The 18,583-nt window shown below is 64.5% G+C and carries 13 protein-coding genes; 3 read left to right on the top strand and 10 right to left on the bottom strand.

Going from position 1 to position 18,583, the window contains the following annotated elements; all coding sequences use genetic code 11:
* The first annotated feature begins 19 nt into the window (after positions 1–19).
* Positions 20–1,270, top strand: coding sequence for an MFS transporter (locus tag CSQ87_RS05805; protein WP_100512936.1), 1,251 nt, complete (start codon positions 20–22; stop codon positions 1,268–1,270).
* 131 nt (positions 1,271–1,401) lie between these two features.
* Here the strand turns inward: CSQ87_RS05805 and CSQ87_RS05800 are convergent, their stop codons facing one another.
* Both CSQ87_RS05800 and CSQ87_RS11225 read right to left on the bottom strand, forming a co-directional pair.
* Positions 1,402–3,552, bottom strand: a complete 2,151-nt coding sequence (locus tag CSQ87_RS05800; protein WP_100512935.1) for a glycoside hydrolase family 36 protein — start codon at positions 3,550–3,552, stop codon at positions 1,402–1,404.
* Between the two features lie 334 nt (positions 3,553–3,886).
* Complete coding sequence (locus tag CSQ87_RS11225; RefSeq protein WP_276310767.1) at positions 3,887–4,015, bottom strand: hypothetical protein; 129 nt, start codon at positions 4,013–4,015, stop codon at positions 3,887–3,889.
* A gap of 203 nt (positions 4,016–4,218) precedes the next feature.
* Between CSQ87_RS11225 and CSQ87_RS05795 the strand changes: the two genes are divergently transcribed.
* Complete coding sequence (locus CSQ87_RS05795) at positions 4,219–5,226, top strand: LacI family DNA-binding transcriptional regulator (RefSeq protein ID WP_240541950.1); 1,008 nt, start codon at positions 4,219–4,221, stop codon at positions 5,224–5,226.
* 125 nt (positions 5,227–5,351) lie between these two features.
* On the opposite strand, the gene CSQ87_RS05790 is transcribed toward CSQ87_RS05795, so the two are convergent.
* From CSQ87_RS05790 to CSQ87_RS05765, 6 genes are all read right to left on the bottom strand, one after another.
* Complete coding sequence (locus CSQ87_RS05790; protein ID WP_100512934.1) at positions 5,352–6,434, bottom strand: alcohol dehydrogenase catalytic domain-containing protein; 1,083 nt, start codon at positions 6,432–6,434, stop codon at positions 5,352–5,354.
* A gap of 6 nt (positions 6,435–6,440) precedes the next feature.
* Positions 6,441–7,103: a methionine ABC transporter permease gene (locus tag CSQ87_RS05785; protein ID WP_207761105.1), complete on the bottom strand. Its 663-nt coding sequence runs from the start codon at positions 7,101–7,103 to the stop codon at positions 6,441–6,443.
* Positions 7,100–8,068 carry a methionine ABC transporter ATP-binding protein gene (locus CSQ87_RS05780; RefSeq protein WP_100512933.1) on the bottom strand — a complete coding sequence of 323 codons (969 nt, stop codon included), beginning with the start codon at positions 8,066–8,068 and terminating at the stop codon, positions 7,100–7,102. Before CSQ87_RS05780 ends, CSQ87_RS05785 begins: the two co-directional genes overlap by 4 nt.
* 83 nt (positions 8,069–8,151) lie before the next feature.
* On the bottom strand, positions 8,152–8,988 hold the full coding sequence (locus CSQ87_RS05775; protein ID WP_165776757.1) for a MetQ/NlpA family ABC transporter substrate-binding protein: 837 nt from the start codon (positions 8,986–8,988) through the stop codon (positions 8,152–8,154).
* 64 nt (positions 8,989–9,052) lie between these two features.
* A complete protein-coding gene (locus CSQ87_RS05770; protein ID WP_100512931.1) occupies positions 9,053–9,463 on the bottom strand; it encodes a carboxymuconolactone decarboxylase family protein in 411 nt (136 codons plus the stop codon).
* A gap of 509 nt (positions 9,464–9,972) precedes the next feature.
* Positions 9,973–14,832: an Ig-like domain-containing protein gene (locus tag CSQ87_RS05765; protein WP_100512930.1), complete on the bottom strand. Its 4,860-nt coding sequence runs from the start codon at positions 14,830–14,832 to the stop codon at positions 9,973–9,975.
* Between the two features lie 432 nt (positions 14,833–15,264).
* On the opposite strand from CSQ87_RS05765, the gene CSQ87_RS05760 reads away from it, so the two are divergent.
* Positions 15,265–16,809, top strand: a complete 1,545-nt coding sequence (locus CSQ87_RS05760) for an MFS transporter (protein WP_100512929.1) — start codon at positions 15,265–15,267, stop codon at positions 16,807–16,809.
* Positions 16,810–17,142: 333 nt separating this feature from the next.
* On the opposite strand, the gene CSQ87_RS05755 is transcribed toward CSQ87_RS05760, so the two are convergent.
* Positions 17,143–17,421 carry a hypothetical protein gene (locus CSQ87_RS05755; protein WP_100512928.1) on the bottom strand — a complete coding sequence of 93 codons (279 nt, stop codon included), beginning with the start codon at positions 17,419–17,421 and terminating at the stop codon, positions 17,143–17,145.
* Between the two features lie 319 nt (positions 17,422–17,740).
* Positions 17,741–18,547, bottom strand: coding sequence for an alpha/beta hydrolase (locus tag CSQ87_RS05750; RefSeq protein ID WP_100512927.1), 807 nt, complete (start codon positions 18,545–18,547; stop codon positions 17,741–17,743).
* Between the last annotated feature and the right edge of the window lie 36 nt (positions 18,548–18,583).

Raw genomic sequence — 18,583 nt, 5'->3', positions numbered from 1 at the left:
CATCGCAAAGGAGCATGACTTGAACATCAAGGTGAACAGCGCCGCGGTCAGCGACGCCGAACAGACCTCATTCCCATGGAGGGCATCGATCGCGCAGTTCTTCGGCACCATCGGCTTCTACGCCCCGTTCTTCGGCATCAGCGCCGTGCTGCTGCCCGCGAAGATCGAGATGATCGCCCCCGACCAGAAGGTCTCCATGGTGGCGAGCGCCACCAGCATCACCCTGCTGATCTCCGTGTTCGCCGGCTTCATCTGCGGCGCGCTGTGCGACATGACGCGCACCCGCTTCGGCGCCCGAACCCCGTGGATCGTCGGAGGCGGCATCCTCGCCTCGGTCTGCCTCGTGATCTTCGCCACCGCATCCGATGCCACCGTGGCGCTGGGCGCATGGTACGTGTACGTGGTGTGGTACAACGCGGTGATGGCCGCGGCCATGGCATGGATGCCCGACCTCATCGCCCCGAAGTACCGCGGCACGGCGAGCTCCATGTTCGGCGTGGCCACGCAGATCGGCCTCAACGGCGCGCAGTCGCTGGCCTCCCTGTACATCACCAACGTCTCCCAGGGCGTGTTCATCCTGCTGATCGTGGCCGACATCGCCCTGATCCTCGCCGTCGTGATCTGCCAGGAGAAGTCGAACAAGGGCGTGCCGCGCGAGAAGTTCTCGTGGGAGTCGTTCACCACGAACTTCCTGCCGCCGCGCCACGCCGGCCGTGACTACTGGTTCGCCGCCCTCGCCCGTCTCATGTACATGATGCCCGGCGGCATCGGCACCTACCGTCTGTACACGCTGACCGACTACATGCACACCCCGGCCGAGGCGGCCGCCAAGTGGATGAGCCTCATGGCCGCGATGAGCCTCGTCATGGCCATCGTCGCCGCCGTGATCTCCGGCCCGCTGGCCGACAAGCTCAAGACCATCAAGGTGCCGGTCGCCATCGCCGTGTTCCTCGTGGGCGTGCCCTGCTGGCTGCCGTTCTTCATCCCCACGCCGCTGATGTACACGATCTACGTGGCACTGTCCGGTCTTGGCGGCGGCATCTTCGTCGCCCTCGATCAGGCGCTGATGACCTCCGTGCTGCCGAGCCAGAAGAACGCCGCGAAGGATCTCGCATTCCTCAACGTGGCCGGCACCATCGGCCAGATGCTCGCCCCGCTGCTGGCCGCGGCCGTGATCGGCATCTTCGGCTACATGGGCCTGTTCCCGATGGGCTTCATCGTCCTGTCCATCGCGGCCGTCTCCGTGTTCGGCATCAAGGGGGTGAAGTGATCCCGGTTATTCTCTGAGCTATTCTCCCAAACTTCACTGCCGCTTGCGGCAACGATGAGGGCCGTATCCCGATTCGGGGTACGGCCCTCAACGTATCTGCGGTGCCGGGTCTTCCACGGCGCCGCGACTCGCTACCCGAGCAGCACGGCCACGCCGTCGAAGTCGGTCAAACCAGATACGGTCAGCCTGCCGTCGGCGAGCGCAACGTCGATCCCTTCGCGGCGGAACGCCTGGCCGAGACGGTCGGCGTCAATCGGGCCGGGAATGTCGGTCAGGTCGATCGTCACCGCGTCGGGCACGTCGTGGAAGGTGTGCAGAACGACGAGCGTCCGTCCCTCGGCCGCGGTTCCCGGCTCCCCCCGGCGTACGATGGCCTGCCACCCGCGCGGATGACGGTAGCTACGGATCCGGGGGCCGAACCACTCGCTGATCCCGTGGTCGATGACGGGCGCGGCCTCACGGTAGAACGCCACGCCGCGGCGGATCACCTCGTTCTTCTCGCCGGAGAACGCGTTGGCGTCCCCGGAGAAGCAGAGACGGCCGAGCAGACCGGAGCAGATCTGGTAGTGCAGCTTGGCGATCGATTCCTCGTCGCGGACCACGGCCCAGATCTGCGACTGGCGCGGCAGGATCATACGGTGCATGTTCGCGGCGACGACGGGGATGTAGTCGCATTCGTGCGCGTCGGAGAAGCTGGCCATCGCGCCGATCTCCATGAACGACTGGACGAGACGGTGGCCGACGGACGCGCAGATCTCGATCATCAGGTCGGGCAGTTCCCGTCGGATGCGCCGGAAGAAGTCCTGCGACGCCCGGATCTGCTCGTACAGCCCCTCCCCCAGCGACGTTTCGGGATGGCCCGGGGTCTCACAGCCGATGCCGATGGTGTCGTTGTAGTCCACCTTCATGTAGTCGAATCCGTTGTCGCGCAGGAAGTCGATGACCCTGCCGGCCAGGTATTCGCGTACGTCGGGGTTGCGCATGTCCCACCAGCGGCGGTTGCCGGAGGTGATCGGCAGACCGTCGCGTCTGAGCAGCCATTCGGCCTTGTTGAAGCAGTCAGGCTCCTCACGGCCGGCCACCTCGAATTCGAACCAGATGCCGGCCTTCATGCCGGCGTCGTGAATCGCGTCCACCACCGGCTTCATGCCGTGCGGGAACGCCTTGTCGCTCACCTGCCATTTGCCGAATCGGCTGGCCGCCTCGAAGGCCGCGTCGTCGAACCAGCCGGCGTCGATGACGAAGTATTCCACGCCGAGCGCGCGGACCGCGTCAAGCTGTTCGAGCACGCTCCGCTCGGTGGGCTGACCCCAAGTGGAGCAGAATTCGTTGAAGATGATCGGCAGGTGGTCCTCGGATCGCGGCACGTCGAGGTACCGGCGCACATTGCCGGCCACCATCTGCGCCGCCCGGTCCACGTCGCCGGACGTCACGGCGAGCACCGCCTTCGGTGCGTCGAAGCGTTCCCCGGGCAGCAGGGTCTTCGTCCACTGGCCGAATTCACGGTCCGCGATGCCGCCGGACAGGCTCAGCCCGTCGTCGCGACGGTAGGCCTCGATCTGCCAGCTGGAGGCGTGCGTGGTGGCCGCCGCCCAGGTCACGCCGTGCGCCGAATCCTCGACGGCGACGAACGGCACCCATTCTCGAACCGGGAAGCTGCCGATCGAGCCGAATCGCAGAGAGTTGGCGGAGAACCGCTGCCAGCTCGGCTCCAGTTCCAGATCCTCGATCGGCTGGGAGAGCAGACGGCCTTCGGCGCTCCAGGTGCTGCGCATGCGATGCAGCGTCAGGTTCTCCGGATCGAGGCCGATGGAGAACGGCGAGAGTGAGCCGAGCGTGAAGCTCGACAGCATCTCGAAGGTGACCGGATCCGCGCCGTCGTTGACCACGGAGGTGTGGATCTCCACGGCCTCGCTGCGCTCGGACATGACCAGCACATGCTCGTAGTGCCAGCCGCGCTCGTCGTCGATGAGGGTCGTGATACGGGTCTCGCCGGATGCGCCGACATGCCCGGATTCGCCGCGCGTCACCCGCGGATCGCCGAACCGCATGTGTGCCACGGTCTTCGAGAACCGCATGGTCCGCCCCTGCGAGAAGCCGAACGGATAGTCGTCGCCGATCACCTTGGCCTGCACCAGCGGTTCGGCGGCACAGTCGTCCCGTACCACCGCTCCGGCCATGTCGCCCGGCACCAGTAGCAGCTCGACGACACCGGTTTCATCATCTCGCCGATAGATGGCGCAGGTGGCGTCTACGGTCTCCTTCAGCAGAATCGTCCTCATTGATCATCCTTTACTGTATGTTGACTGCGTATCGCGGTTGCGTCATGCTGCGAGCCCGGTCCGCTCACCGACTCCGTCCGCACAGACGCCCCGCCGCGTCATTTTTTTGAAAGCGATTTCAAAAAATCAATGCCAGTGTATCGGAAACCATAGTGCGGCTTGCCGTCGATCGCGGCGAACACCATGCCGCACATACAAAAAATCCCGTCGCCCACGACGAGATCACCTTCATCCCACGTTCCCGGCCACGCCGGGACGGGTGCATACGGACGCCTTTGGCCGTATCCCTTATCTCGATCCTATCGATCGGTCGTATTCGTCACCGACCGAGGGATCACTTGTTCTCCATCATTTCGCGACCGATCTGGCACATGGTCTTCGCCATCTCGTCGTCGATGTAGTTCATGTCGGAGAAGCTCGCCAGAGCCAGACCACGAACGAAGTTCTTCTTATCGAATGCCATTTTGCTTACCTCTGTTTCTTCTTTTGTACCGTCATCGGGAATTCCGACGACGTCCGCCTTTCCGGCGGCAACTCTCAACATAGGAACGAAAGATGTCATCGCCTAGTCTTCGCCATGATTTGCATTGTGAGCCGGACGACATTTCACCACGGCGTCCGTCCGCCGTCCCAGCGTATGATATCGATAACACCGAAGGAGGCAACATGGGTATGGTCACGCTGAAGGACGTCGCCAGGGAAGCCGGCGTCACGGCGACCACCGCGTCCCGGGCCCTGCGCGGCATGGATCTGGTGACGCCGAAGACCACGCAGAAGGTGGTGGCCGCGGCGGAGAAGCTCGGCTACCGCATGAACATCTCCGCGCAGTCGCTGAGAACCGGCAGAAGCGGCACCGTCACCTTCCTCACCGCAGGCATCGACGGCGCCTACTTCTCCAGTCTGGCCATGCAGTTCGCCGCCGAGCTCAACAAGCAGGGCATGCACATGCTCATCGAATCGTCCAGGTATCTGGTGGACTCCCAAGGCCGCGAACGGGACATGTCGTACCTGTTTTCCGACGGCATCATCGGCATCAACGCCAAGCACGCCTCGAAGGCCTTGGCCTCGCACCCGTCGGTGCTGCTCGAGGACTACACGATCGACAGCCCGTACGATCAGGTGAACGCGCCGAGTCAGTCCGGCACGCGTGCGGCGATCCGGCACCTGTACGACAAGGGCTGCCGCCATATCGGACTGGTGGGGCACGACATTCCCCCGGAGTCGGATCCCGGCGCCTCGCAGCAGGTGCGCATGCTGGCGGCCAAGCACGAGTGTCTGGCGCTCGGCCTCGACTTCGACGACGAACGCTCGCTGATCAGCGTGCCGTGGTCCCGTCAGGGCGGCGTCGAGGCCGGGCACCGGTGGGCGGACGACGACCTCGGATTCGACGGCCTGTACTGCCCAAGCGACGGACTGGCTCTCGGCGTGCTGCGCGGTCTTGCGGACCGCGGCGTCGACGTACCGAAGGACGTGGCCGTGATCGGCTTCGACGGCATCACGGACGGCCAGTACAGCGTGCCGACATTGAGCACCATCGCCGTGGACTTCACCAGCATGGCGCAGGCGGCGGTCTCCCTGCTCACCCACCGCATCGAGCATCCGGACGAGGAGCGCTATCCGCAGACGGTGACCGTGGGATACAAGCTCATCGAACGCGAATCCACCGCCCGGTAGATCACCGATAAATCAGAAGACCACTGGGGCGGAGGGTGGCGTGTATTCCCGGACACGCTCCGGGCCGCTCAGGCCAAGTCCTTACGGTCCGGCAACACACGCCACCCTCCGGCAGTCCAGCCCCGCTAATCCGCTTCGATCTTGAGCAGGGGCTTGCCGGGGACGCCCGCGCGCATGTCGGCGAACGCCCGGTCGATGTGTTCGAGCGTATGGGTGTTGCCCAGGGCCGGAGTGATGTCCAAGCCGTCGGAGAGCAATCCGAGGCATTGGTCCCACGTACGGGGGATCAGACGTCCGGAGGTGCCCGCCAGCGTGATTTCCCGATACAGGATCTCCTCGGAAAGATCCAGACTGAACACGCCCTGCGGCAGTCCCACGGAAACGATCCTTCCGCCCTTGCGCAGACTACGGATGGCCTTGCGTACGGCCTGATTGTCGTCGCAGCAGTTGATCGCCACGTCAAAGACGCCGAAGGTCTCGGCACCATCGCCGACGCCATTGCCGCCGCTGCCATCGCCGCCGTCGTTGATGACCTCGTCGGCGCCCATAAGCCGCGCGCGTTCGAGCTTGGCATCGTACAGGTCCACGGCGGTGATGCGGTTGGCGCCGAACGCCCGGGCGGCCGCGATGGCGAACAGCCCGATCGGCCCGCAGCCGACGACGAGCACCTCGTTGCCGCGGACCTTCGCCACGTCCACGCCGTGCACGGCGGCGCCCATGGGCTCCAGAACCGACCCCTGCACGTCACTGATCGAATCAGGCAGTGCGATGGCGCTGTCCGACTGGACCACGGCGTACTGGGCAAAGCAGCCGGGCACGGTCGCCCCGAACAGTCGTGCCCGCTCGCACAGGTGGGCCCTGCCCGCGCGGCATTGCGAACAGTCGTTGCATCCGAAATGGCTTTCCACGGCCACGCGTTCGCCGATCCGGTCGGACGGGACGCCGCCGCCGACCGCGACGATCACGCCGGAGCATTCATGCCCGATGATGATGGGCGGATGCATGCGGGCCTGCGCCCACGAGGTCCATTCCTCGATGTGACGGTCCGTAGCGCAGACCGCCGCACGCCGGATCCGGACGAGCACGTCGCCGGGACCGGGATCGGGCACCGGCACGGTTTCCAACGACAGTCCGGGACCCGCCTGGGTCTTCACGACCGCCGTCATAGCTGCCGGGATGGCGGCGCCCAACTGAGTTTGCCTCCCCATCCCAAGTCACCTGAGCCTGCGGTAGATGAGATTGCCGATCAGCTGGATCAACTGGACCAGCACCACCAGCACGATCACCGTGCCGTACATGATCACGTCATCGAAGTTCTGATAGCCGTACGTGATGGCCACGGCGCCGAGACCGCCCGCGCCTATGGCACCGGCCATGGCGGTCAGTCCCAGAATGGAGATCGTGGCCAGCGTGACATTGAGGACGATCGAGGGAATCGCCTCGGGGATCATGACGCTGACCACGACCTGCAGGGTGGATGCGCCGAACGAGCTGGTCGCGACGATGAGATCATGGTCCACGGCCTTGAGGCTTCCTTCGAAGAGCCTGGCGGTGAACGGCGCGCCCACGGCGATCAGCGGCACGAGTGCGGCCACTTCGCCGATGGACGTTCCGACGATCAGCCGCGTCAGCGGGATGATGGCGACGGCGAGGATGATGAAGGGGAACGAACGCAGGATATTGACGATGATGTCAAGCGTGCGGTAGGCGATCCTGTTGGGATGCAGTCCCCCCGGCGCCGTGACCACCAGCACGACCGCCAGCACGAGTCCGATGACGGCGGACAGCACCGTGGAGATGATGACCATGTACGCCGTGGACTCCAATGCAGGGAGCATGACGTCGTTGATGATTTTGTCCCAGGGCTGATCGCTCACAGTTCCTCCCAGATGACGTGGTGTTCGTTGAGATAGTTCCTGATGGATTCGGTGTCCGAATCGGCGATGTTGATGATGACGCTGCCAAGCACGTCGTCGCGGTACTTATCCGTGGTGGCCCAGATCAGCGAGAACGGCACGCCGGTCTGGCGGGTCATGGTGCTCAGGAAGGTGTCGTACACATGATCGGGTCCGTACGAAATACGGATGTTGGCACCGGTATGGGGAAGGGTCTCCAGCTGCTCCCGATTCTCGAGCAAGGCGCCGAGACGCGAGGCGTGATGCACGAACACGTCCTGCACGCTTCCCGAAGCGGTGATGCGCCCGTCCTCCAGTACGGACACGTTCTGACAGATGCGCTTGACGACCTCCATCTGATGCGTGACGAGGATCACCGCGATGCCGCTCTGCTCGTTGATCTCGCGCAGCAGGGTGAGGATCGACGCCGTGGTCTTCGGATCAAGCGCCGAGGTCGCCTCGTCACACAGAATGGTCTTGGGATCCAGGGTCAGCGCACGTGCGATGGCCACACGCTGCTGCTGACCGCCGGACAGCTCCCGGGGCCGTGAATCGAGCTTGTCGTCCAGCCCGACGATCTTGGCGTATCGGCGGACCTTGCCGTCGATCTCGTCCTTGGAGTAATGCCACAGCCGCATCGGCAGCGCGATGTTGTCGTACACCGTCTTGCGCTGCATCAGCGAGAAGCCCTGGAAGATCAGTCCGATGTCCCGCTTGAACGCGCGTGCCTGCCGGCCGGTCCCACGCTCGCTGACCTCGGTGCCTTCGACCTTCACGCTGCCCGAATCATACGGCTCCATACCGTTGAGGCACTTCAGCAGCGTGGACTTGCCGGCGCCGCTCAAGCCGATGATGCCGTGGATCTCCCCGTCGTGGATGGTCAGATCGACCCCCTTGAGCACGGGCGTGCCGCCATAGCTTTTCCTCAGATCGCGTATTTCGATCACCTGTTCGTCACCTTTCACGATGAACCCATGAAAAGGGCGGCCGCCGCGATCAATGCGACCAGCCGCCCGATGATTCGGCTGCCTTACCAGAGCGGGACCACGGCCTGCTTGAACTCCTTGGCCAGTTCCTTCTTGACCGCATCGGTCTTGATGGCCTTGGTGAACAGCTTCGCGTTCTCCTCGTTGCCGGAGCCGTCCTTGTAGGCGACCACCAGCGAGTACTTGCCGCTGTCGGAGTCGGATTCCTTGCCAAGGGCCGTCGCCGGATCGATACCGCCCTGGGTCGCGGAGATCGAGTTGATGACCGCCGCGTCAGCGTCACCGAGGCCCTTGACCTCTTTCATCACGTCGGTCTCCGTGATCTTCAGGTTCTTCGGGTTGCCGGTGATGTCCAGCGTGGAGGGAACATCCACGCCGTCCTTCAGCGTGATCAGGTCATTCGCGGCAAGCGTCTTCAGTGCGCGCGCACGGTTCGCCGAGTCGTTCGGGACCAGGACGTTCGCGCCGTCCTTCAGCTGCTTGAGATCCTTGATCCTGCTCGAATAGATGCCCATGTAGTAGGTGAACACGCCCTTGGGGTCGTACGCCTTGAGCTTCGTGCCGTTCTTCTCGTTGAACTGGTTGAGGAAGACGTTGTGCTGGTAGAAGTTGAGGTTGATGCTGCCTTCCTGCAATGCGGTATCGGGGGTGACGAAATCGTCGAACACCTTCACCGTGACGGTCTTGCCCGTGTCCTTGTTCTGCTTGTCGAACTCGGTCTTGATGGAATCGGCCAGATCCTTGTAGATCGGCGATACGCCTACGATGACTTCCTTGGAGTCGGCGCTGGCCGAGGACTGGCCGCAGGCCGAAATACCGACAAGGCTCGCGGCCACGAGCGCGGCGGCCGCAATCTTCTTCAGCGTTCCAGCGAATGACATGGGTGTGTTTCCTCTCTCAAATCTGCAATGGTCGTTCGTCGATATGTTCGTCGATGCGGGTCCGTCAGTCCTCGTCGTTCCAGACGGGGGCGACGCCGCGATCCTTGAACACCTGCTCGGCCACGGCCACGGCATTCTGCACCTTCGGCCATCCGGCGTAGGGAAGCAGCTGCAGGAACGTTTCGATGACCTCATTGGGGGTCCAGCCCACGTTCAGCGCACCGTTGATGTGCACCTTGAGCGCCAGCGCGGTATCGCCCTGGGAGGCCAGCGACGAGATGACCGCGAGCTGCTTGTACTTCACGTCCAGACCGGGACGCGTGTAGATGTCACCGAACGGGAACTCAGCGATGTACCGGGTCAGATCGGGAGCGACCTCGGCAAAGGAATCGACCACGCCCTCACCGGTGCCGCCGATCACCTCCTCCAGCTTCTTGCGTCCACGGATGAAACGTTCCGACTGCTGTGCGACCATGATGCCTCCTTGCTCCGGCGCCGAATGAACGGGATGCCGTATTGCGTTTGACGTTGGAAGACACGTTATCGGAGCGCGGGGCTCCGGGAATTCGACCGCATACGGCTGCGACGGGTTATAACGCGTTCAAGAAAAGCCCGGTGAAACGAAACCCGGCCTTCCGCCATAAAGCCGCTCTATGAACCGCGATAATCAGCCGCGGTAACCGCATCTCACCATATGGAACGGCCATGGAAAAACAGCATCACGACGCTACACAAGTCATTCGCCCCCCGCTGGCTGCCGCAGACAGGCTGGGGTGGTCAAACGGACAGGGACTCGACCACCCTCAGTCCGGCACAGCCGAACAGCTCCCGACGTATTGTGCGACGTGCGCCTGTGAAGGCGCACTGCTACGTACGGCCCACCGGACCGTACGTCCGGCGGGAGCGAACTCCTTCGCCCCCGCCGGCGGGGGCTGGCTGCCGTAGGCAGACTGGGGGCGGTCAAATCCCCCAGCCTGTGAACGGTCACTTCAGGTGGAGCGCGATGGTGCGGCGGGCGATGCCGTTCTCGGCGGTCACCTCCACGAAGGCCGTAGAGGCCGCACCCGATCCGACGATCGGCGGTATCACCGTGATCGCGGCGTGATCATCGGCCGGCCTCGCCTCAATGCGTACCGCACCGGCAACATCGGCACCGGCATCATCGCCACCGGCCGACCCCGACGCAGCCACCGTATCCGACGCAGCCGCCAGATCCACGTCATACGCATCGACGCCGGGCTCGACCGCCACCGGCCGCCCGTTCACCGTCAGCGAGGACAGTTCGCAGGTCTCGTTGACCACGGCGACCTGCGCGTCGCCGCGGATCTCGGTGATGGCCACGCAGTGCCCGGGTTCGCTGGTGAATTCGATGCGGATGCGCGAGGTCTTCACCATGGCGAACCGGTAGGTGCGTTCCAGACCGCGGTCGATCTTGGTCGACCTGGTCTTGTCGCCGAACGATCCGTAGATCCATCCGGCGCTGCCCTGCTGCTCGACCGGATGGTCGCTCGTCGTCAGGTCGCGCACCGGCGTCCACTCGCCGTTCCGCCATGCCAGCACCCGCACGTCGGCGGGCAGGGCCACGCCGTCGCCCTCCAGGCAGTAGTAGATCGTGAAGGCGTTGAGCATGAACGCGGTTTCGGTGCCGTAGCCGAACCGGTACTCCAGCCATGCGACGTCGCCGGGATCGCCGAGGGTGGACCAGCGGTTCTTGAGGTTGTATCCGGCGCGGGCGGTGTACGACACGGTGCCGTCCATGAGGTTGGAGACGTCCTCCATCACCTTCGGATCGGTGTTGGTGTACGAGGCTTCGACCGTGGGGTACACGTCGTTGCGGAACGAGAACAGGTCGCGGTTCCTCACGTACTCGTCGGTCACACGCACGCTGGCCTCGGCCACGCCGACCACACCGTCCACCCCGGCCGCACCGTCCACGCCGGCCACCGTACCCGTTACCGTGAACGTGCCGGCCTTGGCGTAGTCAGACGGGTCCGGTTCTGCCCAATCGACGTCACGCTCCTCGACCGCGCCGTCGCTCCACCACACATGCACGGTGGGCGCGGTTTCGGCGAGATCGGGACGGATGCCGGTCACCGTGGCCGTGGAGACCCGCTGCACAGCGATGACCGCCACCACATGCACGCTCGCCGTAGCCTCGATGGGCAGTCCGGCCACCGTTCCCGTGATCCCGTGGTCGCCGGGCGTGTTCCACAGCGTATCGTCGGCCTGCCAGTCCACCGGCACGTCGGCGTCGAACCCGTGGTCGAACGTCACCCGCACGACGGCCGGCAGCTCGGGCGTATGGCCGACTTCGCAGCGCACTGACACCGGAGCCGTTCCGGTCACGGTCTTGGGTGTGCAGGAGGGCGTCACCGTCACCGGCAGCGGGCCGGAGGCGATCGACTCGCCGGCGTAGGACGCACCGATCGTGATCGTCGTCTCCCCCGCCAGCGTGCCCTTCATCACCGGACGGCCGTCGGAATCGCGGCCGTCCGCGGCGAGCACGGCCGGGTTGCCGACGACGACGTGCAGATCGAGATCGTCCGGGTCGATGACGCGGCCGAGCACGTCGACGGCGGTCACCGGCAGGATGACCGCGGTGTCCTCCCCCAGTTCGAGACGGTCGCCGTCCATGCCGATCGAGGCGATCGGCGCGGGCGGTACGGTGATCATGATGTCGACGGTGGCGCCGCGGGTGCCGTCCTCGGAGGAGATCTCCACGCGGTATTTGCCGGACGGCCCGTTGACCGGGGGGATCACCGCCACGGCGGCGTTGTCCCGCGCGGTGGCCTCGATGACCGGATCACCGGCGTCGTACGGCAGGGTCAGGGCGTATCGGGTGCGGTCCGGGGCGAATCCGTCAAGGGTCTCGCCGTTGACCCGCAGATCGTCGAGCAGTACCGACATGGACGGCCGTTCGTCGTCGCCCAGGACGCGGACGACGGCCGTGGCGCTGATGTCGACGTCGGACTCGCCGGCGAGCGCAGGGATATCACCCCGAACCGTGACCAGGCCGGGCTCGGCATACCTGTCGGCATCGGTGTCCTGCCAGACCACGGGTTCGGAGCGTTTGCCGCCGTCGCCGTAGACAACCGTTACGTTGTCGGGCAGAGACGGAACGGTGCCCTTGGCGACGGCGGTGGTATGGGGGATGACGGCGATGGGTCGGAATCCCTTCGCCGTCGGACTGGCGGAACCGGCGGGATCGACGTCGGCCGCGACCGCCGTGGTGGCATGGACCGGCGTGTCGGCGGTAGACGTGTCGGCTGTCGCGATCGTGACCGTGACATCGCCGTCGGCCAGTCCGGCAGCCTTGGTGGTGACATGGATCGGCTGGCCAGAGCCGTCGGAGGCGACGATCGCCAGCGCCTTGCCACGGTAGGCCTTGCGCACCGGCAGCTGGAAGGCTTCGGTGCTGGCCTGATAGCCGTTGTCGGTGCCGAGGATCACGCCGTGGTCCACGGTGAAGGTGATCCGGTCGTCGGCGTCGGGGCAGATCACACCGGCGGTGTCGACGATGTCGGCGGTGATGAAGCTCAGGTCCTTCCCGTCGCCGGCGATGACGCCGCGGTCGGGGGTCAGCCGGATGCCGGCCGGCGATCCGGCGGTGCGGACCACGTCGCGGGCCACGATCTCGTCGGCATCGTTGTAGGCCACGGCCTCGAGGGTGCCGGGTTCGAAGTGCACGTCCCAGTTGAGGTACAGCGAGTCGCGGGGATCGTCCTTGGCGAACCGGTATTCGAACGGCTTGTCGGCGTGGTCGGTGTCGAGGTGGAAGCCGGTGGCGTGCGGCTCGAATTCGCGGACGCCGAGCGAGCGGCCGTTGAGCAGCAGCTCCACCTTGGCGGCGTTGGAGTAAGCCCAGACCTGCACGAGCTCGCCGTCGCGCCAGTTCCAATGCGGCAGCAGATGCACCATGGGCGCCTCGTCGGGGTCGGTCCACAGGCTTCGGTAGAGCCACCATTCGTCCTTGGGGAAGCCGGCGGAGTCGACGATGCCGTAGTAGGCGGTCTTCGGGGCGAGCACGGTGCCGTCGGATTCGGTCTGGCTCGGGTCGTTCCAGTAGAAGTTGCCGATGTAGGGCGCGGGCTCGCCGATGTAGTCGAACCCGGTCCAGGTGAATTCGCCCATGTGGAAGTCGAGCTTCATGGAGCGCATGAAGTCCTTTTTGATCGGCGTGCCGCGGTTGGCGGTGATGTCGTAGGAGGTGATCTCGTACGTGTCGTCGTCCCACGGCTGCCGTCCGGGTTCGAATGGGAATTCGGTGCCGCGCACGCCGTCGGGCACGTCGGTCGGATAGACGTAGTAGCCGCGCGAGCCGAGGCTGCATCCGCTTTCGGAGTTGATGATCAGGTCGTTCGGATGCTTGGCGTGAACGGCGACGAGATGGTCCTCGGAGGCGTAGGAGTAGCCGCGCACGTCCATGCGCTGGTGGATCTCGTTGCCGATGCCGTCGATGCCCTTGCTCAGGTATGAGGAATCGTTGATGCAGACGGGTCGGCTCGGATCGGCCTCGTGGGCGACGGCGACAAGCCTTTCGGCCAGCGGCAGTTCGCTTTCCTGCCAGGCCACCTCGTTGCCGAGGCTCCACATGAACACGCTCGGCTCGTTGCGGTCGCGGCCGATCATGGCTTTAAGGTCGGTGGCCGAGTCGGCGAGGAAGTAGTTGCTGTAGTCGTTGCGGTCCTTCGGCGCCGTCCACATGTCGGCCAGTTCCTCCAGCACGAGCAGGCCCATGCGGCTGGCCTCCTCGATCTGCACCTTGGAGCCGATGTTGTGCGCGGTGCGGATGGCGTTGACGCCCGCCTCCTTGAGGATCTCGAGCTGACGGACCACGGCGCGTCGGTATACGGCGGCGCCGAGCGCGCCGAGATCGTGGTGCATGCACATGCCGGCGATCTTCATGCGCACGCCGTTGAGGGACAGTCCGGTTTCGCTGGACATGCCGATCCAGCGCAGGCCGAACGGGGTGTCAACGCAGTCGACGGTCTCGCCGCCGACGATGACGCTGGTGCGCAGCGTGTACCGGTATGGATCGGTGGTGCTCCACAGATGCGGTTCGGAGACCATGACCAGCTGCCGCACCGGGGCGGGCAGTTCGGCCTCGGGCGCGGTGGGGTCGGCGTCGGTGCCGGCGGGGACGACGAGCTGGCTGTCGCTGGACGAGATCGACGCGCCGGAGGCATCGAGCACCTCGGATCGCAGGGTCACGGCCGCGTCGGCGGTGGCCGAGTCGGTAGCGGCCGCGTTGGCCAGCCAGGTCTCCACCTGCACCTTGGCGACGCCCAGCGCCACGTCGTGCTCGAGCGTGGGCGTGGTGATGCGCACGCCCCAGTGGGCCACATGCACGGCGTCGGTGATCACCAGCCGCACGTCGCGGTACAGGCCGGCGCCCGGATACCAGCGCGAGCAGGGCTCGGGCGTGTTGGTGTGGACTGCAAGCACGTTGGGCCGGCCATAGCGCAGATGGTCGGTGAGGTCCACGAAGAACGGCGCGTAGCCGTTGTGGTGTTCGGCGAGCTTTTCGCCGTTGAGCCAGATCTCGGCCAGTTCCATCACGCCGTCGAAGGACAGCGACACACGGCGGCCTCGCCACGCCTCGGGGGCGTCGAAGGTCTTGCGGTACCAGCCTTCTCCGGTGCGCAGGAAGCCCACGGTGGAGCGGGCCAGTCGTGAGAACGAGCCTTCCACACCGAAATCGTGGGGCAGCCTCACCTCGCGCCACGCCGAATCGTCGAAGGCCTCCGCCTGCGCGCCGGACGATGCGCCGCGAAGGAACCGCCATCCTTCATTGAAGTCGGATTCCCGTGGAATCTGCGCTTCCTTGTTCTGCCTCGTCATCATCAGCTCCTTTGCCTGATTGGATCATTCGTGGTTTCCGTGTCCATTCGCGCGACTTCGCGCCCATACACCCGAACCTGCGCAATCTTGACGATCGGCAGATGGACGGGCCGATCCTGATACGCGGGGCCTCCGTGCTTTTCCGTGGCCCTACGTGGTCTGTGGTGGGTGAATGCCTTCAGCATATCACCGATTTTTACATCGATAAAATTCGTGTTATAGTTACTGACAACAACCTTATTCAACGTTTGATTAGGGCTAGCAGTTGTATCGATAACTTAAATATGCGGTAAATAATCAACGAGGTCATTTACTCATAGGCTCAGCACAAGAAAAGACAGCCTTTGTCGAAACAGGTGCTTATGCAATCGATATAACTGATGATATCCGGGTCACGATGACCCTACTCTCAAAGAGGAGAAAGGATAATTTCCAATGTCGGGCAATAACACTATGAGCTACGATCTGACGGGCAAGGTTCCCCTGCTCGCCAAGTTCGGCTTCGCCATGCTGCCGCTTTCCTGGGTCATGCAGACCATGGTCATCACCTGGCAGATGTTCTACTTCACCACCTTCGTGAAGATGTCGGTGATGCTGGTCACCCTGATGCTTACCGTCGGCAAGGTCGTCGGCGCCGTCGCCACGCCGTTCTGGGGCTACCTTTCTGATCGCCTGTACCGCACCGCCTTCGGCCGTCGCTTCGGCCGCCGACGCGCCGTGCTGCTGCTGTCCATCCCGCTGAACTTCATCTTCTACATGGGTCTGTGGATCATGGGCCTGCCCACCTGGGTCTACTTCGCCGTGAACATCCTCTACTGGGCCTCCTGGGCCGGCATCACCACCGTGCAGTACGCCCTGCCGGCCGAGATGACCGAGAACACCACCCAGCGCGCCCAGATCGTCGGCATCAACCAGATCGCCGGCGCCATCGGCGGCACCGCCCTGTCCATGCTCAACATCTGGCTGTTCACCATCTGGGGCAAGGACGACTGGCACGCCTACTTCCAGATCGCCCTGCTGTGGGGCATCGTCGGCACCGTGGTACTGTTCATCGGCTTCCTGACCGTGCAGGAGCGTCCGTACGACGCCTCCACCGACGTGGCCGCCGCCGACTCCGACAGCAAGGGCGCCGGCTTCCTCGGCGTGTTCTGGAACTTCATCTCCGCCATGCGCGTCAAGTCCTACCGCGTCTACCTTGGCATGTACCTGTGCGAACAGACCTTCCGCGCCATCCGCGGCACCATCAACACCTACTTCGTGATCTTCGTGCTGCTGCTTGATCCGCAGACCGTCTCCCTCGGCACCGGCGTCGGCTTCATCTTCGGCATGGCGTTCGTGGCCATGTGGATCTGGCTGACCGCCAAGCTCGACGGCATGCGCACCTTCCGCCTCGGCGGCTACGCCTGCATCGCGGCCTTCTCCTGCATGCTCGCCCTGGGCATCTTCCACGCCAGCGTCCCCTCCGGACTGCGCTCCACCCTGTTCGTCGTATTCCTGATCTTCATGAACTTCGGCATCTCCGGCGTCGTGAACGCCACCCAGTTCGTGTTCACCCTGGTGCCCGACGTCGACGAGATCGTCACCGCCAAGCGCCGCGAGGGCCAGTACGCCGGCATCAACTCCACGCTGGACGTCATCTTCACCGCCCTTGAGACCCTGATCATCGGCATCGTCCTGAGCTGGACCGGCTTCGTCGAGGGCGCCACCACGCAGCCCGCCGCCACGGTCGACTGGATCATGATCCTCTACACCATCGTCCCGATCGTGTTCGTCATCCTCGGCAACATCGTCTCCCGACTGCTCAAGATATCCAGCGCCAACCACAAGCTCGTGCTCGCCGAGGTCAACCGCCTGCGCGACGGCGGCGACATGAAGGACGTCGACCCCGAGACCAGGAAGGTCATCGAGGAGCTCTCCGGCTTCAAGTACGAGCAGTGCTGGGGCCACAACAACGTGATCAACGCCTCCCACAAGGAGTAGTCACTCCCCTCGGTAACAGCAGCCGGCCGATCGGCACCAGCCACATCGGCCGGCACCCCACCCCCGCAAAAGGAGCCGCCTATACCACACGCATTCTCTTGCCAAACCTTTTCTTCCAGGGTCCCCCTGACGGTTATCGGTCCGTCAGGGGGATTTTTTGCGTGCGCCGGTTCACTCTTTTTTGCCCCGCAGAAAGAGTGAACTCAATGTTGTGACGTCGAACACGTCATCCATCCGACTCGCCGGGCAAACCGCACATTCCCGTGCGATTCCGTGCGATTCCAATTCACTCTTTTCCCATGCCCTGAAAAGAGTGAACCGAAATCCCGGCGATCACTTCAGCAGCGAACTGCTCGAGACCCGCTGTTCGATCTGATCGTAGGCCTGCGACATCAGCATGTTGCCCGGCACCGTGGTGAGCAGGAACGCCAGCGCCGCGGCGATGATGCCGCCCACCAGGCCGGCGACGAGCCGGATCACGATCTTGAACGCCACATACGCCACGGCGGCGCCCACCACCACGGTCACCACCGTCTGCATCGCCGAGGGCAGCTGCCCGTACCACATGATGATCTGGTCGAAGGTCGAAGTCACATTCGTGTTCATGGTCATACCCCACATTCTGATTGCTCGATGCCGCCATGTCCCGGTCTCTTCCGGCTGCGGCATTCCGGCCTGTCCCGGCTTGTCATGCCCCGCATTCCTCACTGCGTCCGGCCGCCCGACGGGGCTGCCCGGTCCTCCCCGCCAAGTGATGATACCAGCATCACGGCAACGTCGCCTGCAAGCCGTATCGCCTCACCCCAGCCCCGCGGCATTCCGCCCGTAGACCACCGGATACGAAAAGACCCCGGACGCGACATGACGTCACGTTCGGGGCCACTGGCAACAGGAGGAAAGGAAGGTCTTGATCTATGGGCGGGCACGTCTCCTACAGCGTGCGCACCCAGTCGGCGGCCAGCCTGGGCCAGCATTCGGCCAGCGGCTGGTTGTACGCCGTCTCGCCCACGGTGGTGGTCTCGTCATTGGCGAGCGCGAGGCCGTGCGGTCCGTAGGGGAAGATGTGCAGTTCGAAGTGCACGCCGGCGCGGCGCAGGGCGTTGGCGAACAGCAGGCTGTTCTCCACGGGCACCGACTGGTCCTCGAAGGTGTGCCACAGGAAGGTGGGGACGGTGTCTGCGGTCACGCGGTTCTCCAGCGAGAGCTTTTCCACCAGCGCCGTGTCGTCGCCGGCGAGGTTGTCGAAGGATCCGCGGTGGGCGTATTCGCCGGAGGTGATGACCGGGTAGCCGAGGATCATGCCGTTGGGCTTGAACCGGTTGGTGGGCACGCCGATGCGGTCGGAGAGCCACGGCTCGTTCCACATGGTGCCGAGGCTGGCGCACAGGTGGCCGCCGGCGGAGAAGCCGCACAGGATGATCCGGTCGGGGTTGATGTTGAATTCGTCGGCGTGCAGCCGCAGATAGGTGACGGCGCTGACGAGTTCGAGCAGGGACTGCGGGAACCGGGCGGGGGCGACGCTGTAGTTGAGCACGCAGGCCTGGAAGCCTTCGGCCACCATGCGCAGGGCGATCGGCTCGGCCTCGCGTTCGGAGCAGAAGTGGTATCCGCCGCCGGGCACGACGACGATCACCGGTCGGGTGCGCTTGGGGTCGATGGTCTCCCAGTTTTCCAGGAAGTAGGTGCTCAGCGTGGCGCCGGATCCGGCCACGGACAGTGAGATCTTTTCGTTGATCATGGGTATCGCCTGATTTCTCTGGTTGTTCGGCTATGC

The sequence above is a fragment of the Bifidobacterium simiarum genome, assembly GCF_002802905.1.
In the GTDB taxonomy this organism is placed as follows: domain Bacteria; phylum Actinomycetota; class Actinomycetes; order Actinomycetales; family Bifidobacteriaceae; genus Galliscardovia; species Galliscardovia simiarum.
Note: the sequence above shows the minus strand (reverse complement) of the source record. Positions and strands in the feature narration are given on the sequence as shown.